Below are 19793 nucleotides of genomic sequence, written 5' to 3' on the forward strand. Positions count from 1 at the left end.
GCCCCTTAAATAGCCCCTTACTGTTTTGCCGATTTCCCCAGGGACTTCGCCACCAATTGTTCGTAGAGCTCTGCGTAGGGTTCCACGGCCTTGCACCAGTTGAACGGCGCGGCCATGGCCCGGCAGCGCATGGCGTTGAGCAGGGCCGGGTAGGCGAACACTTTGAAGGCTCGGCTCAGGGCCGCTTCGTAGCTGGCCACGGTGGACTCGTCGAAGAGGAAGCCGGTGACGCCGTCCTCGATGGTGTCGGCCAGGCCGCCCGTGTTGCGGGCCACCGGTAGCGAGCCGAAGCGTTGGGCGTACATCTGGCTCAGGCCGCAAGGCTCGTAGCGCGAGGGCATGAGTAAAAAGTCGCTGCCGGCGAACATCTGCCGGGCGTCGGTTTCATTAAAACCAATGTTCACCCCGATGCGCCCCGGGAAGCGCTGGGCGAGGATGCGCATGGACTGTTCTTCTTCCGGCTCGCCGCGGCCGATAATGGCGATCTGGCCGCCGGCGTTGACGATGAATTCAGACACGGCTTCGGTGAGGTCCAGGCCCTTCTGGTAGACCAGGCGCGAGACCACGGCGAACAGCGGGCCGGTGGATGGGTCGAGGCCGAACATTTCCCGGACGTGGCGGGCGTTGGCGGCCTTGCCTTCCCAGTCGCCGATGGCGAAGGGCGTGGACAGGTGCGGGTCGGTGGCCGCGTCCCAGCTTTCATCGATGCCATTGGGGATGCCGCTGAGCAGGCCCTGCTGGGTTTTGCTGGCGAGGAAGCCGTCCAGCCCGCAGCCAAACGCCGGGGTGGTGATCTCCTGAGCGTAGGTGGCGCTCACGGTGGTGATGTGGCTGGCGTAGGCCATGCCGGCCTTGAGGAATGACAACTTGCCGTAGAACTCCATGCCTTCCTGTTGCAGGGCATGCTCGGGAATCCCCAGCTCGGGGCAGGAGGCCAGGCTGACCACGCCCTGATAGGCCAGGTTGTGGATGGTGAACAGGGTCGGTGTGCGCTGCCCACGCCAGTGCATATAAGCCGGGGCCAGGCCGGCGGGCCAGTCATGGGCGTGCACCAGATCCGGGCACCAGTGGATCTGGGCCAGGTTCGCCGCGATGTCGGCGGCGGCGAGCCCCAGGCGGGCAAAACGGATGTGGTTGTCGGGCCAGTCGCGACCGTTGTTGGCGCCGTAGGGCGAGCCATCGCGCTCATAGAGTTCGGGGCAGATCAGCACATAAATGACCAGGCCGTCGGGCATGTCCATGCGCCCGATCTTGCAGGCGGGCAAGGCGGCGTGGCCGCCCAGCTCGCCGATGATGTGGATTGGGTTCTCGCTGTTGAGCACCTGACGGTAGCCGGGGATCAGCACCCTGACATCGTGCAGTTGCGCCATGGCGCGAGGCAGGGCCGCGGAGACGTCGCCCAGGCCGCCGGTTTTCACCAGGTCAGCGATTTCCGAGGTCACGAACAGTACCCGCTTGCGATTGGGGTTCTGCCGAGCGACCGGTAGTGCCATTTTGCCACCGGGCACGGGGGTCGACTTGAGGGCCGATTCACCGGTCTGCGGCTGCGAATGCTCTCCCTGAGTTTCCAATACGGCACTGATCATAGGTCTCTCCCGTCTTATTGATCTGTTCCTGGCATCGCACCAGCGGTGTCATGGCCAATTCCTTCGGCCGGGCGCAAACGCGCAACGCAACGGGGGCAAGCGCGCCCGATGCGGCGAGGCAGAAAGGCTGAAAGGGGTGTTGCAAGGATTGCACCAGTCGTGGCGACCCTCCCTTTAACCTGACCTGACGCGTGCGCCGAAAGTTTCGACTTTTTTTGTGAAAAAGTGACTGGTGGGTCACTTCGCGAAAATCAGTCTAGGACAGAAGTTAGAGCGGGGCAGGCGAGATGGGGCAATTCATTTGAGGGAGACCGGTGACGGTGGAAATCCATCCGACGAAAGGTCAAGCCTGCACCGCTCAGGGGCGAGGCTGTGCAGTCGGTAGCGCGAAAACGGTGAGGGCACGCAAGGTCTGGGTGCAGAGGGAAAAAGCCTGCGCTCAAACATGGTGCAGGCTTTTTTCGCCGCCGCCCTATCATCAACACTGGCGTTACGGGCGGCGAACGTCAGGGGTCAGTTGAGCAGGCGCAACGCTTGCCCGGCGGCCCAGGCTTGCAGGTCTTCGATCATCTGGCCGTAGAACTGCTGATAGTTCTGCCGGCTGACATAGCCGACATGGGGTGTGGCCAGCACATTGGGCAGGCGCCGGAAGGGGTGGTCGGCGGGCAGCGGTTCCTCGGCGAACACGTCGAGGGCCGCGCCGCCCAGACGACCATTTTGCAGGGCATCGATCAGCGCCGCCTCATCGACGATCGGCCCACGGGCGGTGTTCACCAGCAGCGCCTCGGGCTTCATCCAGCCCAGGGCCTGGGCGTCCACCAGGCCGCGGCTGCGCTCACTGAGCACCAGGTGCACCGAGAGCACGTCGGCCTGCTGGAACAGCTGCTGCTTGCTGACATAAGTCACCCCGGCCTCGGCGGCGCGCTCGGGCGTGAGGTGTTCACTCCAGGCGATGACCGGCATGCCGAACACCTGGCCAAACTGCGCCACACGCTTGCCGATGTTGCCCAGGCCGAGGATGCCCAGGGTCTTGCCATGCAGGTCGCCGCCCAGGCCTTGCTGCCAGCCGCCGTTGCGCAGGGCGTTGGCCTCGTGCAGCAGGTTGCGGGTCAGGGCCATCAGCAGCGCCCAGGTCAGCTCCGGGGCGGCGTGCTTGTAGCTGTCGGTGCCGCGCACCTGGATCCCCAGCTCGGCGGCGGTTGCCAGGTCGATGGCGGCGTTGCGCATGCCGCCGGTGAGCAGCAGCTTGAGGCGCGGTAGGCCGCGCAGCAGGGCGGCGTCGAAGGGAGTGCGTTCGCGCATCAGGCAGATGACTTCAAAGGGTTGCAGGCGCTGGATCAGGGTCGCGGTGTCGGCGGGGTAGTCATGCAGGAAGCTGACCTGGCCAATGCTCTGCAGCGCTGACCAGTCCACCACGTCCTCGGCCACCTGCTGCCAATCATCGATTACTGCAATCTGCACACTCATGGAGGCTCCTGGTTTGGCGGGCGTTGTCTGGGGCGGCAGGGCGCTGCGCAGCGCCGCTGCGGGTTGCCGCCGAATACTGCGACAGGGCGCCCAGGCGCCGCAAGGGCGAGTGGCGGTTCAGCCCAACCAGCCCAGGGTCATCCAGGCCAGCACGGCATAGCGGGCACCCTTGGCCAGGGTGACGATCAGCAGGAAGCGTTTCAACGGTTCGCCCATCACGCCCGCCACCAGGGTCAAGGGGTCGCCAATGATCGGCAGCCAGCTCAGCAGCAACGACCAGTGGCCGTAGCGCTGGTAATGCCGGCGGGCGGTGTCCAGGTGCCGGGGGCTGACCGGGAACCAGCGCCGGTCCTTGAAGTGTTCCAGGCGCTGGCCCAGCCACCAGTTGACCAGCGAGCCGAGCACATTGCCCAGGGTCGCCACTAGCAGCAGGAGCCACGGTAGGTAGCTGCCATTGAGCAGCAGGCCCACCAGCACCGCTTCCGATTGCAGCGGCAGCAGGGTGGCGGCGCCGAAGGCCGCCAGGAACAGGCCGAAGTAAGCGCCGAAGATCAACGGGCCGGATAGTCCGCGACCACCACATCCTGGCCGTCGCGGGTCAGGCCGATGACTTGGTAGGCATCGGCGCCCATGCCGTCCATCTCCATGCCCGGCGAGCCCATGGGCATGCCCGGTGCGGCCACGCCCAGCAGGTCATCGCGCTTGCTCAGGGCCAGCACCTGGTCGGCGGGCACATGGCCCTCGACGAATTTGCCGTTGATCACGGCGGTGTGGCACGAGGCCAGGCGCGGTGCCACGCCCAGGCGCTGCTTGACCGCACTCATGTTGCTTTCGACGTGGTCGTTGACCTGGAAACCGTTGGCCTCCAGGTGTTTGACCCACTGCTTGCAGCAGCCGCAGTTGGCGTCACGGTGGACGTCGATGGGGATCAACTCGGCGGCCTGGACCAGGGAGCTGAGGAACAGGGCAGACAAGGCTGCCAGACGCAGTGCGGGTTTCATCAGGGTGGCTCTCGTGGTGGGGGTTCGATGATGCAGAACAGTGGCGCAGACCAGTCGACCTGGGGCCAGCGCTGGGGCCGGGCGCGGGGTATTTTGCCTGTTTTTTCCGCCGCGTCAGGCCCTGTGTATTGCAAAGTGATGCTGCTGCCTGCCCAAGGTTAATTTGCCCTGGCTGTCAGTTGGCTGAGGGCCGGATGACAGTTTTGTCAGCTATCGGGGTGTTCCAGGCGTTGCTTGAGGTTGTTCAAGGCGCGTTCGGACAGCAGCGCCATGCGCGGACGCAGGCCGCCCAGGTTGAGGTCGGTGTGATAGTTCAGGGTGCGGCGGAACAGGGTGCCGTCGCCCTGGCGGCGCAACTGGTAGTGGATCGAGCCGTCCACCGGCGCCGAACTGAACAGGGTCTTGAACTCTTTGGGGAACACCGCCACCAGCACCCGGTAGCTCATGTCGATTCGCACCCCCAGCAGGTCGACGACCTCGCTGAAGCGGTGCCCGGCGGGCAGGGAGCCGCTGTGGCCGGTGTCGGCACGTAACGAGCAGGGGTGCCATTCGTGCCAGCGGTCCGGCTGGGTCACGTAGTAGTAGACCGTGTCGATGCTGGCGCCGATGTACAGCTCATTGACGATGCGCTCGCCCATCAGATGCGGTTGGCGTTGGCCCATGATGCACCTCCTTGTGACCGGAGCATGCAATATAGCTCCACTCCCGCCAGGCGGCGGGCGTGGAGTTGACCGTTCAGCGGACCTTGAAGCGGCCCATCAGCGCACTGACCCGGTTGTTGGCCTGGAGCAGGCTTTGGGTGTTGTTCTGGCTGGCCTGGCCGGTCTGCACCAGGGCGTCGACCATCTGCCGGATGCTGACCATGCTGCGGTTGATTTCCTCGGTCACCGCGCTTTGTTGCTCGGCGGCCGTGGCGATCTGGGTGCTCAGGCTGTTGATCTGGCTCACCGAACCGGCCATTTCATCAAGGCCGCTGTTGACCCGCGCCGTGGCATCCGCCGCCGACTGGCAGCTGGCCTGGGTGTTTTCCATGGCGCTGACCGAGGAACTGACGCCCTGGGTCAGGCGGGTGAGCATCTCGTTGATTTCCGAGGTGCTGGCCTGGGTGCGGGCGGCCAGGGCCCGCACTTCGTCCGCCACCACGGCAAACCCGCGGCCTTGTTCCCCGGCCCGCGCGGCTTCGATGGCGGCGTTGAGGGCCAAGAGGTTGGTTTGCCCCGCAATGGCGCCGATCACCCCGAGGATTTCCGTGATGCGCTGGGCGTCTTGCTGCATGGCCTCGACCTTGTGGGTGGCGCTGGCCACTTCGTCGATCAGGGCCACCACGCTGCCGGACGCCTCGCCCACCACCACCCGCGAACGCTCGGCGTGTTCGTTGGCGCGCTGGGTAAAGGCCGCGGTTTGCGCTGCGTTGGCCGCCACGCTGTCGGCGGTGGCGCTCATCTGGGTGATGGCGGTGACGGTCTGATCGGTTTCCGAGGCATGGCGCACCAGGATCTGCTGGCTCTGCTGCGAAGTCTGTTGCAACTGCTCCAGGCTGCCGGCCATGGCCTCGGTGGCCTGGGTCACTTCGCCGATCATGTTTTGCAGGTAGGCGATGAAGTGGTTGACCGAGTGGCCGATGGCCCCCAGTTCGTCCTCGGCGCGGATGGTGATGCGCCGGGTCAGGTCGGCGTCGCCGGTGGACAGGGCGTCGATGTTGCCTTTGAGGGCCTTCATGCGTTGCACCAGTTGGCGGATCGCATAGACCTGCAGCAGCACCAGCAGCACGATCATTGGGATCTGCAACAGGCTCAGGGTGCTCAGCACATCGTCGCGCTGGGCGGTGATCAACTGGGTCGGCAGGGCGGTGGCGAGGAACCAGGGCGAGCCCTCGATGGGCCGCATAAAGAAGGTGCTGGCCACTCCGGCGTTGTCGAACTCGACGCGCTGGTGGCCGCTGTCACGGCGCTCCAGGGCGGCCTTGATCTGGGCGATAAAGGGCGAGCCGGCGGCCAGTTCGCTGATGTTTTTCAACACCACCGGGCCGTTGATCCGCGAGCTGTTGCTGATGATCTTGCCGTCCGCCTCGACGATCAGCATCTCGGCTTGCAGGTCTTTTTCCTGGCGGGCCACCAGTTCGTTGAAGAAGCCCAGGGTCACGTCGATGGTGGCCACGCCATAGGGCACGCCGTCGCGGCTGATGGCCATGGCGCAGTTGGTGCGCGGCTCGGCGCTGGCGTCATCTTTATAGGCCGCGGCCCAGGCGCATTGGCCGCGGGGGCTTTGCAGGCCGCCCTTGTACCAGGACTGGTCGTAATAGTTGGGCGCCGCGTCGCTGTTCCAGAAGGTGTTGACCACCAGCTTGCCGGAGGCGTCGCGGTGCCAGAAGGTGCTGTGCTTGTTGCGCCCCGGGGTGCGTTGGCCGGGCAGGGGCCAGATGCCGCCACCGAAGACTTTCAGCTCGCCGTACTGGTCCACCAGGCCGGGCAGCACCCGGTCGATGCTGTCGCTGTCGAGCAGCGCAATGGTCTGGGTGATGCTGCGCTGCTGGGCCTGGACCTTGTTCAGCTCGCCCTGGATCCGTTGCGCCACTTCGGCGATGCGGTTGAGGGCCACCTGTTCTTCGGTGTGACGCAGCTTGGGGGCGACCAATTGGCTGATGCCGACCACCGTCAGCACCAGCATCAAGAGCACGAACAGGACCAGAAAGAGGGTGTAGCGGGCTTGAATGGAGCGAAATGCGGGCATGGGACCTGTCCTTACCGAGCGTTTTTATTGTTCGAGGCGCGGAGCCTTGTCAGGGCTGCAACAGGTTGTCGGCGTGGCGGCAGGCGACTTTAGTACGATCGTGCAAGAAAGTGCTCAAGGGCTTAGTCCTTGCGGGCGCCAGCGTATCGGCGCCGCAAGGGTTGGCTCAGATGTCCAGCAGGGCCATCACTTCCTTGGGGTAACGCTGGCCGGCGGTGGTCTGCGGGGTAAAAATCTGCTCCAGGCTGCGCAGCTCATCAGGGCTGAGGCTGACGTCCAGGGCGGCGACGTTTTCTTCCAGGTATTTGCGTTGCTTGGTGCCGGGGATCGGAATCAGGTGCTCACCCTGGGCCAGCACCCAGGCCAGGGCCAGTTGCCCGGCGGTGATGCCTTTGTCGGCCGCCAGCTTTTGCACCTGCTGCACCAGCAACAGGTTCTTGTGGAAGTTTTCGCCCTGGAAGCGCGGGCTGAAACGCCGGTAATCATCGTCGGCAAAGTCCTCCGGGCGTTGCAGGGCGCCGGTCAGGAAGCCGCGCCCCAGTGGGCTGTAGGGCACAAAGGCGATGCCCAGACGGCGGCAGGTGGCCAGGCAGCCGTTGTCTTCCTGATCGCGGCTCCACAGCGAATATTCACTTTGCAAGGCGCTGATGGGGTGCACCCGGTGGGCCCGTTCCAGAGTGGCGGCCGAGGCTTCGCTGAGGCCCAGGTAGCGCACCTTGCCGGCCTGCACCAGTTCGGCCATGGCGCCGACGGTTTCCTCGATGGCCACCTCCGGGTCGATGCGGTGCTGGTAGTAGAGGTCCAGGGTTTCTACACCCAGGCGGCGCAGGGTGCCGTCGATGGAGGCACGCACGTATTCCGGGCGGCCGTTGACGCCCCGGGCCGCAACATCCGTGGCGTCGCGGACAATGCCGAACTTGCTGGCCAGGAACACTTGGTCGCGCTTGCCGCGAATCGCCTGGCCGATCAGTTCCTCGTTGCTGTGGGGGCCGTACATGTCGGCGGTGTCCAGCAGGTTGATGCCCAGTTCCAGGGCCCGGTGCAGGGTCGCGGTGGCTTCCCGGGTGTCGCCGCCGGTGGTGTAGAAATCGCTCATGCCCATGCAGCCAAGGCCGATGGCGGAAACGCGGGGGCCGTTCTTGCCGAGTGTGCGGGTGTGCATTGTGTGAACTCCGGGGGGTTAAGGTGAGCCCATTGTTCTACTCGACAAAAACAAGATAAACCGGCTAAAAGCAGTATCACTGTTCGTCATTTCTAAATAATCCCAAGGCCAAGCCGTTATGGACCGCTTCAACGCCATGCGCGTGTTCACCCGGATCGTCGAGCTGGGCGGCTTTGCCCGGGCCGCCGACAGCCTGCAAATGCCCCGTGCTTCGGTGAGCATCCTGATCAAGCAACTGGAGGCGCACCTGGGGGTGCAACTCTTGCTGCGCACCACCCGCCAAGTGAGCCTGACTCTGGACGGCGACGCTTATTACCAGCGCTGCGTGCGCCTGCTGGCGGACCTGGAAGAAACCGAAGCGGCGTTTTCCGTGGCCCGGCACAACCCCCGTGGCACCTTGCGCGTGGACATGCCGGCGGGCATCGGCCGGTTGCTGGTGATTCCGGCACTGCCGGCGTTTTCTGCCCGCTACCCGCTGATCGAGCTGGAAATCGGTTTGAACGATCGGCCTGTGGAGCTGATTCGCGAAGGGGTGGATTGTGTGCTGCGGGCCGGCCCGCCCCTGGATGATTCATTGGTCGCCCGGCCCCTGGCGCTGATGCAGCAGGTGACCTGTGCCAGCCCGGCCTACCTGGCGCGCCACGGCACGCCGCAGCACCTGGACGAGTTGGCCGGGCATCAGATCGTGGAGTTCTTCTCCAGCGTCACCGGCAAGCGCTACGGGCTGGAGTTCATGGTGGACGGCGAGGTGCGCGAGATGCCGCTGCCCAAGGGCTTGGCGGTCAACAGCGCGGATGCCTACCTGGCCGCCAGCGAGGCGGGTTATGGGCTGGTGCAGGCGCCTTATTACCACGTCGCCCGGGCGCTGCGTGACGGCCTGCTGTGCGAGGTGCTGGAGCGGGTGGAGGCGCCGCCCCTGGCGCTGAGTGCCTTGTATCCGCCGCACCGGCACCTGTCGACCCGGGTGCGGGTGTTCATCGATTGGCTGGTGGAACTGTTTGCCCGGGCGGACACGCCGATGCAGCGACCATTGGGCTAAGGCCCGAGGATATGTTTATCGCCCACAGCAAAACGCCCGCAAGGTGCGGGCGTCGTAAGCGTGGTGCCGATTAGCCTGGTCATGAAGGGAGGAGAGGGCCCCAGGCGGGCGCTCACTCAGCGCCGGTAGTCACCCCGGCCGCCACCGTTGTAATAACCTGGGCCACCGCCGTTGTAATAGCCCGGGCCGCCGCCGTCATAGTAACGATGGCCGCCGTGCCCGCCACCGTGGGGGAAAATAATGCAGCCGGACAGGGACAGCATGACCAATACGGGAATCAGCAGTGTGATTCGACGGAACATTTCTCAATCCTCAAAGACTCGGGGGTTACTGCAGGTCGCGATGCAGCGAAAAGTCGTTCGCGCCTGTACCATGTGACCCCGTTTGCCCCGGCTCATCCCCGAATCTCGGTAAGTGCTTGGCATCGTTCTTGATACAAAGCGGATACAATTTCAGGTCCAGGAACCCCGTAATGACCCAGTCACAACGCTTGAAATACTCGATTCTGATCTCCCTGATGGTGCTGGGGATCATGCTTGGCCTTTCTTACTTGCAGAACCACGGCGTCATCAGCGAACAGCTCTTCCAGTACATCGCCATCGGCGTGGCGGTGGTCGTGGTGGTGATCAATGGCGTGATGCGCCGCAAGGTCAAGCCCTGAGCTGACCCTCGGCGGCCTCAGGCGCGGCCGTCGAGTACGGCTGCGGCCTGTTGATGCAGGCTGTAGCTCTTGTCGGAGTTGAGGGTGATCACGCCCTCGCTGCACAGGCGCTTCAAGACTTCGCGCACGCTCAGGAACGACAGCGGGATATCCAGCTCCAGCAATTGGCTGTGGATGCCGCGTACCCCGAGGGAGCGTTCGCCTTGTTCGGCCGTGAGCAGGGCGTCGATGACTTTCAGGCGGATCAGGCTGGTGCGCAGGCCGAAGCTCTTGAGCAAATGCTTGATCCGTTCGTTGCTGGCGCGCTCGGCAGTCTTGCCGAAGACGCTGGAACCGTTGTTCAAGGAGGGCGTGGATTGCACGCCTTGGCCATCCGATGGCAGTTGCTGGTTGTACATGCAAAAACTCCTTTTCAGAGCCTGATCAGGAAAATGATGATGGGTGCTCTAGTTATTAGACGAACGAGCACGCCAAATCATGAAGCCGCCGATGTAGAAATTTTGTCGGTTTGATGTCATTGGCAGGTCAGGGCCAAGTTTTTCAGGGCCCATGGGCGCTAATTTTTTTTCGTTCAGTTCGTCTCTTTGTGCAGGCACGCCCTGGATGAAGCCAGGTGCGACCGCTTCTCCAGACTGGCGGTAGCGCCCCCCTTGGTCTTCGCCAGTCCTGGTTCGATTTTTTCATCAGGAGTCGGCGTGATTATTTCCAGACCATTACCGTATTTTTGCTGCGCAGCGCTGTGGCTGGGCCTGAGCATGGGTGCCCAGGCCCGCGAGTCGGCCGAGCAGCCCCGGGCCGAGATCCGTCGCACCACCTTTGGCGTGCCCCATATCCGGGCCACGGATGAGCGCGGCCTGGGCTACGGCATCGGTTACGCCTACGCCCAGGACAACCTGTGCCTGATGGCCAACGAGGTGCTGACCGTCAACGGCGAGCGCTCCAAGTACCTGGGGGCGACCGAGCAGACCCTGGAACGGCGCTCGAACCTGGACAGCGACCTGTTTTTCACCTGGCTCAACACGCCCCAGGCGGTCGCGGGCTTCTGGCAGGCGCAAAGCCCTGAGGTGCAAGCGCTGATCACGGGCTACGTCGCCGGTTACAACCGCCAACTGGCGGAGCGCCAGGCCAGCGGCCTGCCGGCCCAGTGCGACGCGGCCTGGGTGCGGCCGATCAGCGCCGAGGACCTGGTCAAGGTCACCCGGCGATTGCTGGTGGAAGGCGGCTCCGGCCAATTCGTCGAGGCCCTGGTGGGCGCGACGCCACCGACCCTCGGCGCGCAAGCGTCGGTCAATGCCCAGGCCCTGCAACTGGCCGAGGCACGCCAACAGCGCTTTGCCCTGGACCGGGGCAGCAATGCCGTGGCCATCGGCCGCGACCGTTCCTTTAATGGCCGTGGTCTGTTGCTGGCCAACCCGCACTTCCCCTGGGTCGGCGGCATGCGCTTCTACCAGATGCACCTGACCATCCCCGGGCGCCTGGACGTGATGGGCGCCGCCTTGCCCGGCCTGCCGCTGATCAATATCGGTTTCAACCAGCACCTGGCCTGGACCCACACCGTCGACACCTCCAAGCACTTCACCCTGTATCGCCTGCAACTGGACCCCAAGGACCCGACGCGCTACTTGCTCGACGGCCAGTCGCGACCGCTGGAAAAACAGACCCTGAGCGTGCAAGTCAAAGGCGCCGACGGCCAATTGCAGACCCAGACCCGCACCCAGTACAGCTCGGTGTTCGGCCCGATCGTGCAATGGCCCGGCAAACTCGACTGGAACCAGCAGTTCGCCTACAGCCTGCGTGATGCCAACCTGGACAACGATCGCGTGCTGCAACAGTGGTACTCGATGAACCAGGCCACCAGCCTCGACGCCTTGCAGGCTTCGGTGCATCGCATCCAGGGCATTCCCTGGGTCAACACCCTGGCGGCGGACGACCAGGGCCGGACCCTGTACATGAACCAGTCGGTGGTGCCCAACGTCAGTGCCGCCAAGCTGGCTTTGTGCAGCGATCCACGGGCCGGTACCCAGCTGATCTTGCTGGACGGCTCGCGCAGCGCCTGTGCCTGGGACATCGACCCTTCGGCCGCGCAGAAAGGCATTGTCGCGGCAGACAAGCTGCCGCAACTGTCGCGCACCGATTACCTGCAGAACTCCAACGACTCGGCCTGGATGGTCAACCCGGCGGCGCCCCTGGAGGGTTTCTCGCCGGTCATCAGCCAGCAGGACGTGCCGCTCAAGGCCCGGGCGCGATTTGCCCTGGAGCGCCTCAACCGCAACGAAGCAGCGTTGGGCGTGGCGGATTTGCAGCACATGGTGATGGACGATCAGGTGTACATGGCCGGCCAGGTGATGCCTGACCTGCTGCAATTCTGTGCCGGTGACCTGGGCGCCGACGGAGCGCAACTGGCACCGTTGTGCGCCAGCCTCAAGACCTGGGACCGTAGCGCCAACTTGAACGCCGGGATCGGCTTCGTGCACTTCCAGAATGTCATGGCCCAACTGCAACAGAACCCGGCGGTCTGGCGCGTGGCCTTTGATCCCAAGGACCCTCAGCACACCCCACGCGGTTTGGCGCTGGACCGCGCCGAAGTACGCGAGGCGTTGCACCAGGCGATGCTGGCGTCGGTGGCCGGCGTGGCCAAGGCCGGGCTCGGCGCTGAACCGGTGTGGGGCGATATCCAGGTGGTCAGCAGCGGTGGCCAGCAAACGCCGATTCATGGCGGCCCAGAAAGCCTGGGGGTGTACAACGCCATCCAGAGCGTGCCGGCGGCCGATGGCAAGCGTGAGGTGGTCAGTGGCACCAGTTACCTGCAAGTGGTCAGCTTCGACGAGCACGGGCCACGGGCCCAGGGGTTGCTGGCGTTCTCCCTGTCCAGCGATCCGCAGTCCGCGTACTCCCGCGACCAGACCGAAGCCTTTTCGCAGAAGCGCTGGGGCCTGTTGCCCTTTACCGAAGCGCAGATCAAGGCCGATCCGCAGTATCAGGTGAAGGTGATCGACGCGGCGTCGTCGGTGCTGGTCAAGCAGCCGTAAGCGCAACCAAGCCGGCACCCTGGGGTGCCGGCTTGTCGGTGAGGGTGCTTTATCGGGAAGGGTATTGGCCTGAAGCGCATCGCCGGCAAGCCGGCGTCTACCGAGGGGGCGTCAGCCTTTGGCCGGTTTCTGCGGGATGGAGTTGATCACCGGGTTGCCGTCCTTGTTGCGGGTCAGATACACCGGCAACACCTTGGGCAGCGAGGCAATCAGGCTGCTGACATCCTGGGTGTTGTAGATCCCGCCCACCTTGATACTGCCGGTGGCGTTGTCCGCCAACATGACCGGCGCTTGCAGGTAACGGTTGATCAGCGGCAGGGCCTCGCTCAGGGGCAGGTTGTCGAGGATCAGCTTGCCGTTGCGCCAGGCCAGGGAGCTGTCATTGCTGTAGACATCGCTGACCTGGGGCGTCTCGTCGCCGGCCTTGTAGCGGGCCTGCATGCCTGGGTCCAGGCGCCAGCCTTCACTGGGCTGTGCACGGTTGCTGTTCACCAGCACCGAACCTTCCAGCAGGGTCACGCGAACCTGGTCTTCATACATCCACACATTGAACTGGGTACCAGTCACGGTGATCTGGCCATCGGCTGCCTTGACCACGAAGGGGTGGCTGCGGTCGTGGCTGACTTTGAAGAAGGCTTCGCCCTTGTTCAGGGTGACCCGGCGCTGATCCTTGTAGTTGCTGTAGGTCAGTTCGCTGTTGAGGTTCAACTCCACCTGGCTGCCATCGGCCAGGGTCAACTGGCGCACGCCGTTGCCGGTTTCGTAGTGTTGGTAGGAGGAGGGCACCCAGCCCAGGTGCCAGCCTCCGTATGCCAACAGGGGCAGGGCGACGGCGGCCAGGGCGGCGGCGCTGGCGTAGCGGCGCCACGCTGGCGGGGTCACGGCGCGGGGGATTTGCACCGGCGCAGCCGCTTGGGGCAGGTGGTCGGCGACCTCCCAGATTTCACGCATCGCCTCGTATTCGAAGGCGTGCAAGGGGTTGGCATCATGCCAGTGCTGAAAGGCCAAGCGCTCGGCGGCGGTGCAATCCGGCGCGTGCAGACGCATGCACCACTCGGCCGCAGCTTCGGTGATGGCATCGTATTCGGCTTCTGAGAGGGTGTTTTCGCTCATTGACGCTCCTGATTTCGCGCATTCTACCCTTGGCGCGGAGCCTTGTAGAACAGCCGTCATGGCTATTGCCCATCAAAGTGGAACTTATTTTTTCTGTCGCGGCCCTAAAAACAGGACTTGTGTACACCAGTATCCACAAATGGAGTGAAAAAATGATCAAAAAAACCCTCACCGCCGTACTCGCCTCCTGCACCCTGTTGGGTGCTGGGGCCGCCCTCGCTGACCGTCCGGGCGCGGGCTGGATCACTATCGAAAAAGCCATCGAGACGGCCAAGAGCAAAGCCGGTTATGTAGAAATCTACAAGGTCGAAGCGGACAACGACGGCTACTGGGAAGGTGAAGGCCGCAAGGCCGACGGCATTGTCTATGAGTTCCGCATCGACGGCGCCTCGGGCAATGTGCTGCGCGACCAGAAAGACTGATACCCCTCGGCACCGGCGTCCTGTCGGTGCCTTTGCGCTACCTTGTGGTCGCCCATGCGGCCACAACCCCTTCGCCAGCCGGCCCCGGTTTGGCACCCTCTGTGCAGACAAACGCGACGGTTGACAGGTCGCGGGCAAAGCGTTGTTAAATCGGCGGTCGGACCTTCGTACGCTGTTGCCCCCTCCAATAATTACTCTGGAGCTTCAGATGTCTGCATCGCCTCTGGTTGAAACATCTTGTGAGCACCTGTCCCTGACGGAACTGGTGAGCCTGTTGGACAGTATTTTCCTACGTCACGGCACCAGCGCCACGGTGGCCCGTTGCCTGGCCGAGAACTGCGCCAGCGCCGAACGCGATGGTGCCCACAGCCACGGTGTGTTCCGTATTCCCGGTTACCTCTCGACCCTGGCCAGCGGCTGGGTCAACGGTCAGGCGCAGCCCTTGGTGGAGGACGTGGCATCGGGCTTCGTGCGGGTGGACGCTGGCAACGGCTTTGCCCAGCCGGCCCTGGCAGCGGCCCGAGCCTTGCTGGTGGACAAGGCTCGGGCGGCCGGGATTGCGGTGTTGGCAATTCGCAACTCCCATCACTTCGCTGCGCTCTGGCCCGACGTCGAACCCTTTGCCCACGAGGGCCTGGTGGCCCTGAGCGTGGTCAACAGCATGACCTGCGTGGTGCCCCACGGCGCCGACCGGCCCCTGTTCGGCACCAACCCGATCGCCTTTGCTGCACCCCGGGCCGATGGCGAGCCGATTGTCTTCGACCTGGCCACCAGCGCCATTGCCCATGGTGATGTGCAGATTGCCGCGCGCAAGGGTGAGCGTCTGCCTTTGGGCATCGGCGTCGATAGCCTGGGCCAGCCGACCCAGGACCCCAAGGCGATCCTCGAAGGCGGGGCCTTGCTGCCCTTTGGCGGGCACAAGGGCTCGGCGTTGTCGATGATGGTCGAGCTGCTCGCGGCGGCATTGACGGGGGGTAATTTTTCCTTTGAGTTCGACTGGTCCAATCACCCGGGGGCCAAGACGCCATGGACCGGGCAATTGCTGATCGTTATCGACCCGAGCAAGGCCGCCGGGCAGAGCTTCGCCGAGCGCAGCAAGGAACTGGTGCGGCAGATGCACAGTGTGGGGCTCAAGCGTTTGCCGGGGGATCGTCGGCATATCCAACGGTTGAAGTCGGAACGTGACGGCATTGCCATCGACGCCGCCGAATTGCGCCAGTTGCGGGAGTGGGCGGGGCTGTAGGCGGTTTGCGGGGGGAGCTTGCAGGGAAAAAACACGATCTATCAAAGAAATCAGGCGCGCCGGGCGGCTCGCCTGATTCAGTCGCGTCCAACAGGGCTCAGGAACGGCGCCCCAGCAACAGGCCGACCACCAGGCCGAAGCCGGCAGAAATGGCCACGGTCTGCCACGGATGGCCACCGATGTACTGCTCGGTGGCGTCCACCACCGGCTTGCTGCGCTCACGCACATGGGTCACCGACTCCAAGGCCTGCTTGAGCTTGATGCCGACTTGCTGGCGCAGGTTCTCGCCTTCCTCGCCCACCAGCGAGGCACTGCCCTTGAGCAGTTTTTCCGACTCTTCGATCAGCGCCTGAAGCTCGCTGAATGCCTGGTCCTTGATTTGTTCTTCGGCCGCCTGGGCGGCAGTTTTACGGGCCATTGAGTGACTCCTTGCAGGTCAGTTGTGCGATGAACAATGGAGTGGGGGCCGAGGCAAAAAGTTGCAGCTAATTTCTTCTTGCTCGTCAGGCCGAGGGGAAAACCCCAGCGCCTACAGTGTAAGATGTCGCCTATTTTACGCAGCAGGAAATTCCCATGAGCTTCAATCTGGCCAACAAGCCCCTGACCGAGCGGGCTGCCATCGAAGATGAAAAGTCCCGGTTGTTCGACCTCTGGCAGAGCAACCTGGGCAAGGCCAAAGGCGAGGCCGCGCGCCTGTTTGGCGAGCGCGGCAAGCGCAAGGGCAAGTGGGCCGAGTGGGTCCGCTCTGAACTGGACGGCATGTCGCCGCCGGAATACGCCAACATGGTGCGCAGTGAAGTCAATCGCCTGATGGCGGCGAACAAGTAAGCGCAAAGCTTTCGATAATCGCCTCACGCACCTTCAGCACCACCGGGTCGATCTGCGCGCTGGTGCGCCAGCCCAGCTCGATGGGGTAGCGCGGCAGCTCCAGGGGGCAGGGCAGCAGCGCCAGCCCGGTCAGGCGTGCAATGCCCTCGGCGGCGTGGGCCGGAATGGTCGCCACCGCCTGGCTGCCCTTGAGCAAGTAGGGCAAGGCAGCAAAGTGCGTGGTCGAGGCGCACACCTGGCGACTCAAGCCCTTGGCCGCCAAACCCTCGTCGGTGATCCCGATAAACCCCTGTGACGACACCAGCACATGCTCGCGACGGATGAACTCGTCGAGGTCGATCTGCTGTTGGCCCGGTTGCAGGCTGGCCGGGTCCACCAGGCACAGGTAAGTACCTTCCCCCAGCACCTGGCGGCTGAGCATGCGCTCGGCAAAACCGCCGGCGGTGATCGCCAGGTCAATGCTGCGCTGCAACAGCGCCTCGGCGACGATCTGGCTGTGGGTCTGGCGGAAAATCAGCCGCAACTTCGGCGCACGCCGCGCCACCGCCTCAATCAAGCGCCGGCCATAGGCAATCTCGAAATCATCCGACAAGCCCACGGCCACCGAGCGGCCCTGATAGTCGCCGGCGTTGGGGTCGACCATGGCCAGGCTTTGCCGGCATTTGTTCAGCGCGTCACTGACCACCGGCTTGAGTTGGTTGGCCTTCAAGGTCGGCGCCAGGCCGCGCCCGGTGCGCACGAACAGCGGGTCGCCATAGAGGTCGCGCAGGCGCCGCAGGGCTGCGCTCATGGCCGATTGGGTGACGCCCAGGCGCAGGGCGGCGCGGCTGGCGCTGGACTCGTCATGCAGGGCTTCGAAGGCTTTGAGCAGGTTGAGGTCGACGTTGGCGATATTCATCTGGTTCATATCATTAAGCACTGAGCTGGGGTTTATTGATGATCCATGAGGGCCGGACAATGGGCAACACCTCAGCTTTTAAGGAGTACTCAGATGCCCAAGTCCATTGTTGCCGCCCTGCAGATCGGATCCTTGCCGGGAGGCAAGGCCGAAACCCTGGAGCAGATCCTGTCCTACGAGTCGGCCATCATCGACAGCGGCGCGCAGTTGGTGGTCATGCCCGAAGCCTTGCTGGGCGGTTACCCCAAAGGCGAGGGGTTCGGCACCCAGTTGGGCTATCGGCTGGCGGAAGGCCGTGAAGCCTTTGCCCGTTACTTTGCCAATGCCATTGAGGTGCCCGGTGTTGAAACCCAAGCCCTGGCCGGCTTGTCGGCGCGCACTGGGGCCAACCTGGTGCTGGGGGTGATCGAGCGCAGCGGCAGCACCCTGTATTGCACCGCGCTGTATTTCGACCCGCAGCAGGGCCTGCTGGGCAAGCACCGCAAGTTGATGCCCACCGGTACTGAACGCCTGATCTGGGGCCAGGGCGACGGCTCCACCTTGCCGGTGCTGGACACTCCGGTCGGCCGTCTGGGTGCGGTGATCTGCTGGGAAAACATGATGCCTCTGCTGCGCACGGCGATGTACGCCAAGGGCGTGGAAGTCTGGTGCGCGCCCACGGTGGATGAACGCGAGATGTGGCAAGTGAGCATGCGTCATATCGCCCACGAAGGCCGCTGCTTTGTGGTCAGCGCCTGCCAGGTGCAGGACTCGCCCCAGGCCCTGGGCCTGGAGATCGCCAACTGGCCGGCAGAGCGGCCGTTGATCGCCGGTGGCAGCGTGATTGTCGGGCCCATGGGGGATGTACTGGCCGGGCCGCTGGTGGGGCGCGCCGGCTTGATCAGCGCGAGCATCGACACCGACGACCTGGTGCGCGCCCGTTATGACTACGACGTGGTCGGGCACTATGCGCGCCCTGATGTGTTTGAACTCAGCGTCGATCAGCGGGCCAAGCCGGGGGTCCGTTTTACCTGAGGCGCAACCATTCTTCGCGGGTGATTTCCCAGATGTCCACGGGGAAGGACCCGCTGACGAATTGCCCCGCTTCGGAACGGATCAAACGCATCCCGCTGCGTTCCGAGAGGCGCCGCGAGGCCAGGTTCGGCGCCGCCTTGGGCACCCGCAGCAGTGGCCGCTGCAACACCTCGAACCAGTACTCGGTCACCGCCGCGCTGGCTTCCCCCATGTAACCCTGGCCCTGCCAGGCCGGCGCCAGCCAGAAGCCACGATGGTTGTCGGTCTGGTCCATCAGGCTGACGCTGCCGATCACCTGCTGCGGTGCGCTGCTCAGGCGCAGGGTCCAGTGCCATTCCTCACCCCGGGCCATGGCCGGCAAGGCGATGTCGCGCAAGTAGCTCAGGGCGCCATCGTCCGGGTACGGCCAGGGCACCTGGGCGTTGAGGTAGCGCACCACCTCCCATTGCCCAAACAGCGGCTGGATCGCCGGAGCGTCGGCCAGTTCCAAGGGCTGCAGGATCAGGCGTGGGGTCAGCAGGGTGGGGATTTTCGGGGGCATGGTCCGGCGTCGTCCTGACAAAATATACCCGGCCATCTTCTGCGCAGGGCCGGGCTTGAATCAAGCCGTCGATAGATTTGACGCGCCTCGGGCGCTGCCGTTGAATAGCGCCCTCGGTTCAACCCTGGCCACTGTTGAGAAACGCCTGTGCTTAGAAACGTCACCGACATGGACCTGCGCCTGCTGCGGATTTTCGCCGTGGTGGTGAAGTGTGGTGGCTTCACCGCTGCCCAGGCCGAACTGAACATGGGCCAGTCGAACATCAGCACGCACATTTCCAGCCTTGAGAAACGCCTGGGCTACCGCCTGTGTGAGCGTGGCAAGGGCGGCTTTCGCCTGACGGAAAAGGGCCAGCGCATTCTCCAGGCGGCCCATTCGCTGTTCGGTGCCGTGGAGCTGTTTCGTGACGAGGCCCAGGCCCTCTCCGGGCGTTTGGTGGGCGACCTGTACCTGGGCCTGGCCGACAACATTGCCACGTTGCCGGCGGCGCGGATCGACGCGGCCATCGCCCGTTTCTACCGGCGCGACCATGACCTGCACCTGCATGTGTTCGTCAACTCACCCACCGAGCTTGAGCGCGAAGTCATCGACGGCCAACTGGACCTGGCGATCTCCTATTTCAGCCGCAGCTTGCCGACCCTGGCCTACCAGCCCCTGTACAGCGAAGCGATCCAGCTGTTTTGCGGCGCCGAGCATCCCTTGTTCAACGTGACGCAGCCGGACCTGGAGCAGATCAAGGCCAGCGACTGGATCCAGCACGGGTTTCTCCCGGCCAACCAAGTGTTGCCGGTGACGCCGGCCCGGGCCTCCGCCACTGCCTACCACATGGAAGCCGTGGTTCATGGGGTGCTGGCCGGCACCCACCTGGGTTACCTGCCCAGCCATTACGCCCAGCCCTGGCTGCACAGCGGACAGATGCGTGCCCTGCACCCCGAGACCCTGTGCTACGAGGTGCAGCACAGCATGATCACCCACGTCGGCCATCCCCACAGCGAGGCGCTGCGGGCCTTTATCGACGATCTGCTGACCGAGCACCGGGGCTGAGCCCGGCCCTCAGCC

21 protein-coding genes and 1 pseudogene are annotated in these 19793 nt (G+C 64.3%); 8 read left to right on the forward strand and 14 right to left on the reverse strand.

From position 1 onward, the window contains the following. Positions 1–17 precede the first annotated feature (17 nt). The 8 genes and pseudogenes from glgA to M1B34_RS13580 all read right to left on the reverse strand — a co-directional run bounded on the left by glgA (position 18) and on the right by M1B34_RS13580 (position 7946). Positions 18–1586 (reverse strand): glycogen synthase GlgA, encoded by a 1569-nt coding sequence (gene glgA, locus M1B34_RS13550; protein WP_123332613.1) that lies wholly within the window; start codon positions 1584–1586, stop codon positions 18–20. A 513-nt stretch (positions 1587–2099) separates the two neighbouring features. Beyond that, positions 2100–3053, reverse strand: a complete 954-nt coding sequence (locus M1B34_RS13555; RefSeq protein WP_268265393.1) for a D-2-hydroxyacid dehydrogenase family protein — start codon at positions 3051–3053, stop codon at positions 2100–2102. 117 nt (positions 3054–3170) lie between these two features. Then, positions 3171–3608, reverse strand: a complete 438-nt coding sequence (locus tag M1B34_RS13560) for a YqaA family protein (protein ID WP_123332617.1) — start codon at positions 3606–3608, stop codon at positions 3171–3173. Further along, positions 3605–4054: a DUF411 domain-containing protein gene (locus tag M1B34_RS13565; protein ID WP_123332618.1), complete on the reverse strand. Its 450-nt coding sequence runs from the start codon at positions 4052–4054 to the stop codon at positions 3605–3607. Before M1B34_RS13565 ends, M1B34_RS13560 begins: the two co-directional genes overlap by 4 nt. Before the next feature lie 206 nt (positions 4055–4260). Continuing rightward, on the reverse strand, positions 4261–4716 hold the full coding sequence (locus M1B34_RS13570) for an SRPBCC family protein (RefSeq protein WP_268265394.1): 456 nt from the start codon (positions 4714–4716) through the stop codon (positions 4261–4263). A 73-nt stretch (positions 4717–4789) separates the two neighbouring features. Next, positions 4790–5635, reverse strand: a complete 846-nt coding sequence (locus tag M1B34_RS34075; protein ID WP_425273515.1) for a methyl-accepting chemotaxis protein — start codon at positions 5633–5635, stop codon at positions 4790–4792. A gap of 15 nt (positions 5636–5650) precedes the next feature. Next, positions 5651–6784: pseudogene (locus M1B34_RS34080) on the reverse strand (cache domain-containing protein); the annotation flags it as partial. Positions 6785–6950: 166 nt separating this feature from the next. Beyond that, positions 6951–7946, reverse strand: a complete 996-nt coding sequence (locus M1B34_RS13580; protein ID WP_268265396.1) for an aldo/keto reductase — start codon at positions 7944–7946, stop codon at positions 6951–6953. A gap of 118 nt (positions 7947–8064) precedes the next feature. Here M1B34_RS13580 and M1B34_RS13585 point away from each other — a divergent pair, with 118 nt between their 5' ends. Then, entirely contained in the window at positions 8065–8985 is a 921-nt protein-coding gene (locus M1B34_RS13585; RefSeq protein ID WP_268265397.1) for a LysR family transcriptional regulator, read from the forward strand. A gap of 116 nt (positions 8986–9101) precedes the next feature. On the opposite strand, the gene M1B34_RS13590 is transcribed toward M1B34_RS13585, so the two are convergent. Next, positions 9102–9287: a hypothetical protein gene (locus tag M1B34_RS13590; RefSeq protein WP_123332629.1), complete on the reverse strand. Its 186-nt coding sequence runs from the start codon at positions 9285–9287 to the stop codon at positions 9102–9104. Between the two features lie 170 nt (positions 9288–9457). Here M1B34_RS13590 and M1B34_RS13595 point away from each other — a divergent pair, with 170 nt between their 5' ends. Then, the gene (locus tag M1B34_RS13595) at positions 9458–9646 is read left to right on the forward strand and encodes a hypothetical protein (protein ID WP_268265398.1); all 189 of its coding nucleotides are present in this window, start codon (positions 9458–9460) and stop codon (positions 9644–9646) included. 17 nt (positions 9647–9663) lie between these two features. Here the strand turns inward: M1B34_RS13595 and M1B34_RS13600 are convergent, their stop codons facing one another. Further along, positions 9664–10044 (reverse strand): fe2+ zn2+ uptake regulation protein, encoded by a 381-nt coding sequence (locus M1B34_RS13600; protein WP_123332633.1) that lies wholly within the window; start codon positions 10042–10044, stop codon positions 9664–9666. 297 nt (positions 10045–10341) lie between these two features. On the opposite strand from M1B34_RS13600, the gene pvdQ reads away from it, so the two are divergent. Next, positions 10342–12675 carry a bifunctional acylase PvdQ gene (gene pvdQ / locus M1B34_RS13605; protein WP_268265399.1) on the forward strand — a complete coding sequence of 778 codons (2334 nt, stop codon included), beginning with the start codon at positions 10342–10344 and terminating at the stop codon, positions 12673–12675. Between the two features lie 111 nt (positions 12676–12786). Here the strand turns inward: pvdQ and M1B34_RS13610 are convergent, their stop codons facing one another. Beyond that, positions 12787–13788: a FecR family protein gene (locus M1B34_RS13610; RefSeq protein ID WP_268265400.1), complete on the reverse strand. Its 1002-nt coding sequence runs from the start codon at positions 13786–13788 to the stop codon at positions 12787–12789. 152 nt (positions 13789–13940) lie between these two features. On the opposite strand from M1B34_RS13610, the gene M1B34_RS13615 reads away from it, so the two are divergent. Both M1B34_RS13615 and M1B34_RS13620 read left to right on the forward strand, forming a co-directional pair. Then, the gene (locus tag M1B34_RS13615; protein ID WP_268265401.1) at positions 13941–14210 is read left to right on the forward strand and encodes a PepSY domain-containing protein; all 270 of its coding nucleotides are present in this window, start codon (positions 13941–13943) and stop codon (positions 14208–14210) included. 208 nt (positions 14211–14418) lie between these two features. Then, the gene (locus M1B34_RS13620) at positions 14419–15453 is read left to right on the forward strand and encodes an Ldh family oxidoreductase (RefSeq protein WP_268265402.1); all 1035 of its coding nucleotides are present in this window, start codon (positions 14419–14421) and stop codon (positions 15451–15453) included. A 97-nt stretch (positions 15454–15550) separates the two neighbouring features. Here M1B34_RS13620 and M1B34_RS13625 read toward each other — a convergent pair whose 3' ends face one another. Then, a complete protein-coding gene (locus tag M1B34_RS13625) occupies positions 15551–15871 on the reverse strand; it encodes an ElaB/YgaM/YqjD family protein (RefSeq protein WP_123332643.1) in 321 nt (106 codons plus the stop codon). 155 nt (positions 15872–16026) lie between these two features. On the opposite strand from M1B34_RS13625, the gene M1B34_RS13630 reads away from it, so the two are divergent. Then, positions 16027–16281, forward strand: a complete 255-nt coding sequence (locus tag M1B34_RS13630) for a hypothetical protein (protein ID WP_123332645.1) — start codon at positions 16027–16029, stop codon at positions 16279–16281. Here the strand turns inward: M1B34_RS13630 and M1B34_RS13635 are convergent. Further along, a complete protein-coding gene (locus tag M1B34_RS13635) occupies positions 16253–17188 on the reverse strand; it encodes a LysR family transcriptional regulator (RefSeq protein ID WP_268265403.1) in 936 nt (311 codons plus the stop codon). The genes M1B34_RS13630 and M1B34_RS13635 overlap by 29 nt on opposite strands. A gap of 84 nt (positions 17189–17272) precedes the next feature. On the opposite strand from M1B34_RS13635, the gene M1B34_RS13640 reads away from it, so the two are divergent. Next, positions 17273–18193, forward strand: a complete 921-nt coding sequence (locus M1B34_RS13640; RefSeq protein ID WP_268262027.1) for a carbon-nitrogen hydrolase family protein — start codon at positions 17273–17275, stop codon at positions 18191–18193. Here M1B34_RS13640 and M1B34_RS13645 read toward each other — a convergent pair. Next, positions 18186–18734, reverse strand: coding sequence for a GNAT family N-acetyltransferase (locus M1B34_RS13645; RefSeq protein ID WP_268265404.1), 549 nt, complete (start codon positions 18732–18734; stop codon positions 18186–18188). The two genes, M1B34_RS13640 and M1B34_RS13645, sit on opposite strands and share 8 nt — an antisense overlap. A gap of 147 nt (positions 18735–18881) precedes the next feature. Here M1B34_RS13645 and M1B34_RS13650 point away from each other — a divergent pair, with 147 nt between their 5' ends. Continuing rightward, the gene (locus M1B34_RS13650) at positions 18882–19778 is read left to right on the forward strand and encodes a LysR family transcriptional regulator (protein WP_123332653.1); all 897 of its coding nucleotides are present in this window, start codon (positions 18882–18884) and stop codon (positions 19776–19778) included. The last annotated feature ends 15 nt before the right edge of the window (positions 19779–19793 follow it).

It is taken from the genome of Pseudomonas morbosilactucae, from assembly GCF_023241715.1.
GTDB classification, from domain to species: domain Bacteria; phylum Pseudomonadota; class Gammaproteobacteria; order Pseudomonadales; family Pseudomonadaceae; genus Aquipseudomonas; species Aquipseudomonas morbosilactucae.

Bases quoted from the DNA above. Each gene is read 5' to 3' on its own strand.
- glgA (WP_123332613.1), bottom strand. From the start codon at position 1,586: ATGATCAGTGCCGTATTGGAAACTCAGGGAGAGCATTCGCAGCCGCAG.
- M1B34_RS13555 (WP_268265393.1), bottom strand. From the start codon at position 3,053: ATGAGTGTGCAGATTGCAGTAATCGATGATTGGCAGCAGGTGGCCGAG.
- M1B34_RS13565 (WP_123332618.1), bottom strand. From the start codon at position 4,054: ATGAAACCCGCACTGCGTCTGGCAGCCTTGTCTGCCCTGTTCCTCAGC.
- M1B34_RS13570 (WP_268265394.1), bottom strand. From the start codon at position 4,716: ATGGGCCAACGCCAACCGCATCTGATGGGCGAGCGCATCGTCAATGAG.
- M1B34_RS34075 (WP_425273515.1), bottom strand. From the start codon at position 5,635: ATGATCGGCGAAGTGACCCAGGCCACCGAGGCCATGGCCGGCAGCCTG.
- M1B34_RS13580 (WP_268265396.1), bottom strand. From the start codon at position 7,946: ATGCACACCCGCACACTCGGCAAGAACGGCCCCCGCGTTTCCGCCATC.
- M1B34_RS13585 (WP_268265397.1), top strand. From the start codon at position 8,065: ATGGACCGCTTCAACGCCATGCGCGTGTTCACCCGGATCGTCGAGCTG.
- M1B34_RS13590 (WP_123332629.1), bottom strand. From the start codon at position 9,287: ATGTTCCGTCGAATCACACTGCTGATTCCCGTATTGGTCATGCTGTCC.
- M1B34_RS13595 (WP_268265398.1), top strand. From the start codon at position 9,458: ATGACCCAGTCACAACGCTTGAAATACTCGATTCTGATCTCCCTGATG.
- M1B34_RS13600 (WP_123332633.1), bottom strand. From the start codon at position 10,044: ATGTACAACCAGCAACTGCCATCGGATGGCCAAGGCGTGCAATCCACG.
- M1B34_RS13610 (WP_268265400.1), bottom strand. From the start codon at position 13,788: ATGAGCGAAAACACCCTCTCAGAAGCCGAATACGATGCCATCACCGAA.
- M1B34_RS13615 (WP_268265401.1), top strand. From the start codon at position 13,941: ATGATCAAAAAAACCCTCACCGCCGTACTCGCCTCCTGCACCCTGTTG.
- M1B34_RS13620 (WP_268265402.1), top strand. From the start codon at position 14,419: ATGTCTGCATCGCCTCTGGTTGAAACATCTTGTGAGCACCTGTCCCTG.
- M1B34_RS13625 (WP_123332643.1), bottom strand. From the start codon at position 15,871: ATGGCCCGTAAAACTGCCGCCCAGGCGGCCGAAGAACAAATCAAGGAC.
- M1B34_RS13630 (WP_123332645.1), top strand. From the start codon at position 16,027: ATGAGCTTCAATCTGGCCAACAAGCCCCTGACCGAGCGGGCTGCCATC.
- M1B34_RS13635 (WP_268265403.1), bottom strand. From the start codon at position 17,188: ATGAACCAGATGAATATCGCCAACGTCGACCTCAACCTGCTCAAAGCC.
- M1B34_RS13640 (WP_268262027.1), top strand. From the start codon at position 17,273: ATGCCCAAGTCCATTGTTGCCGCCCTGCAGATCGGATCCTTGCCGGGA.
- M1B34_RS13645 (WP_268265404.1), bottom strand. From the start codon at position 18,734: ATGCCCCCGAAAATCCCCACCCTGCTGACCCCACGCCTGATCCTGCAG.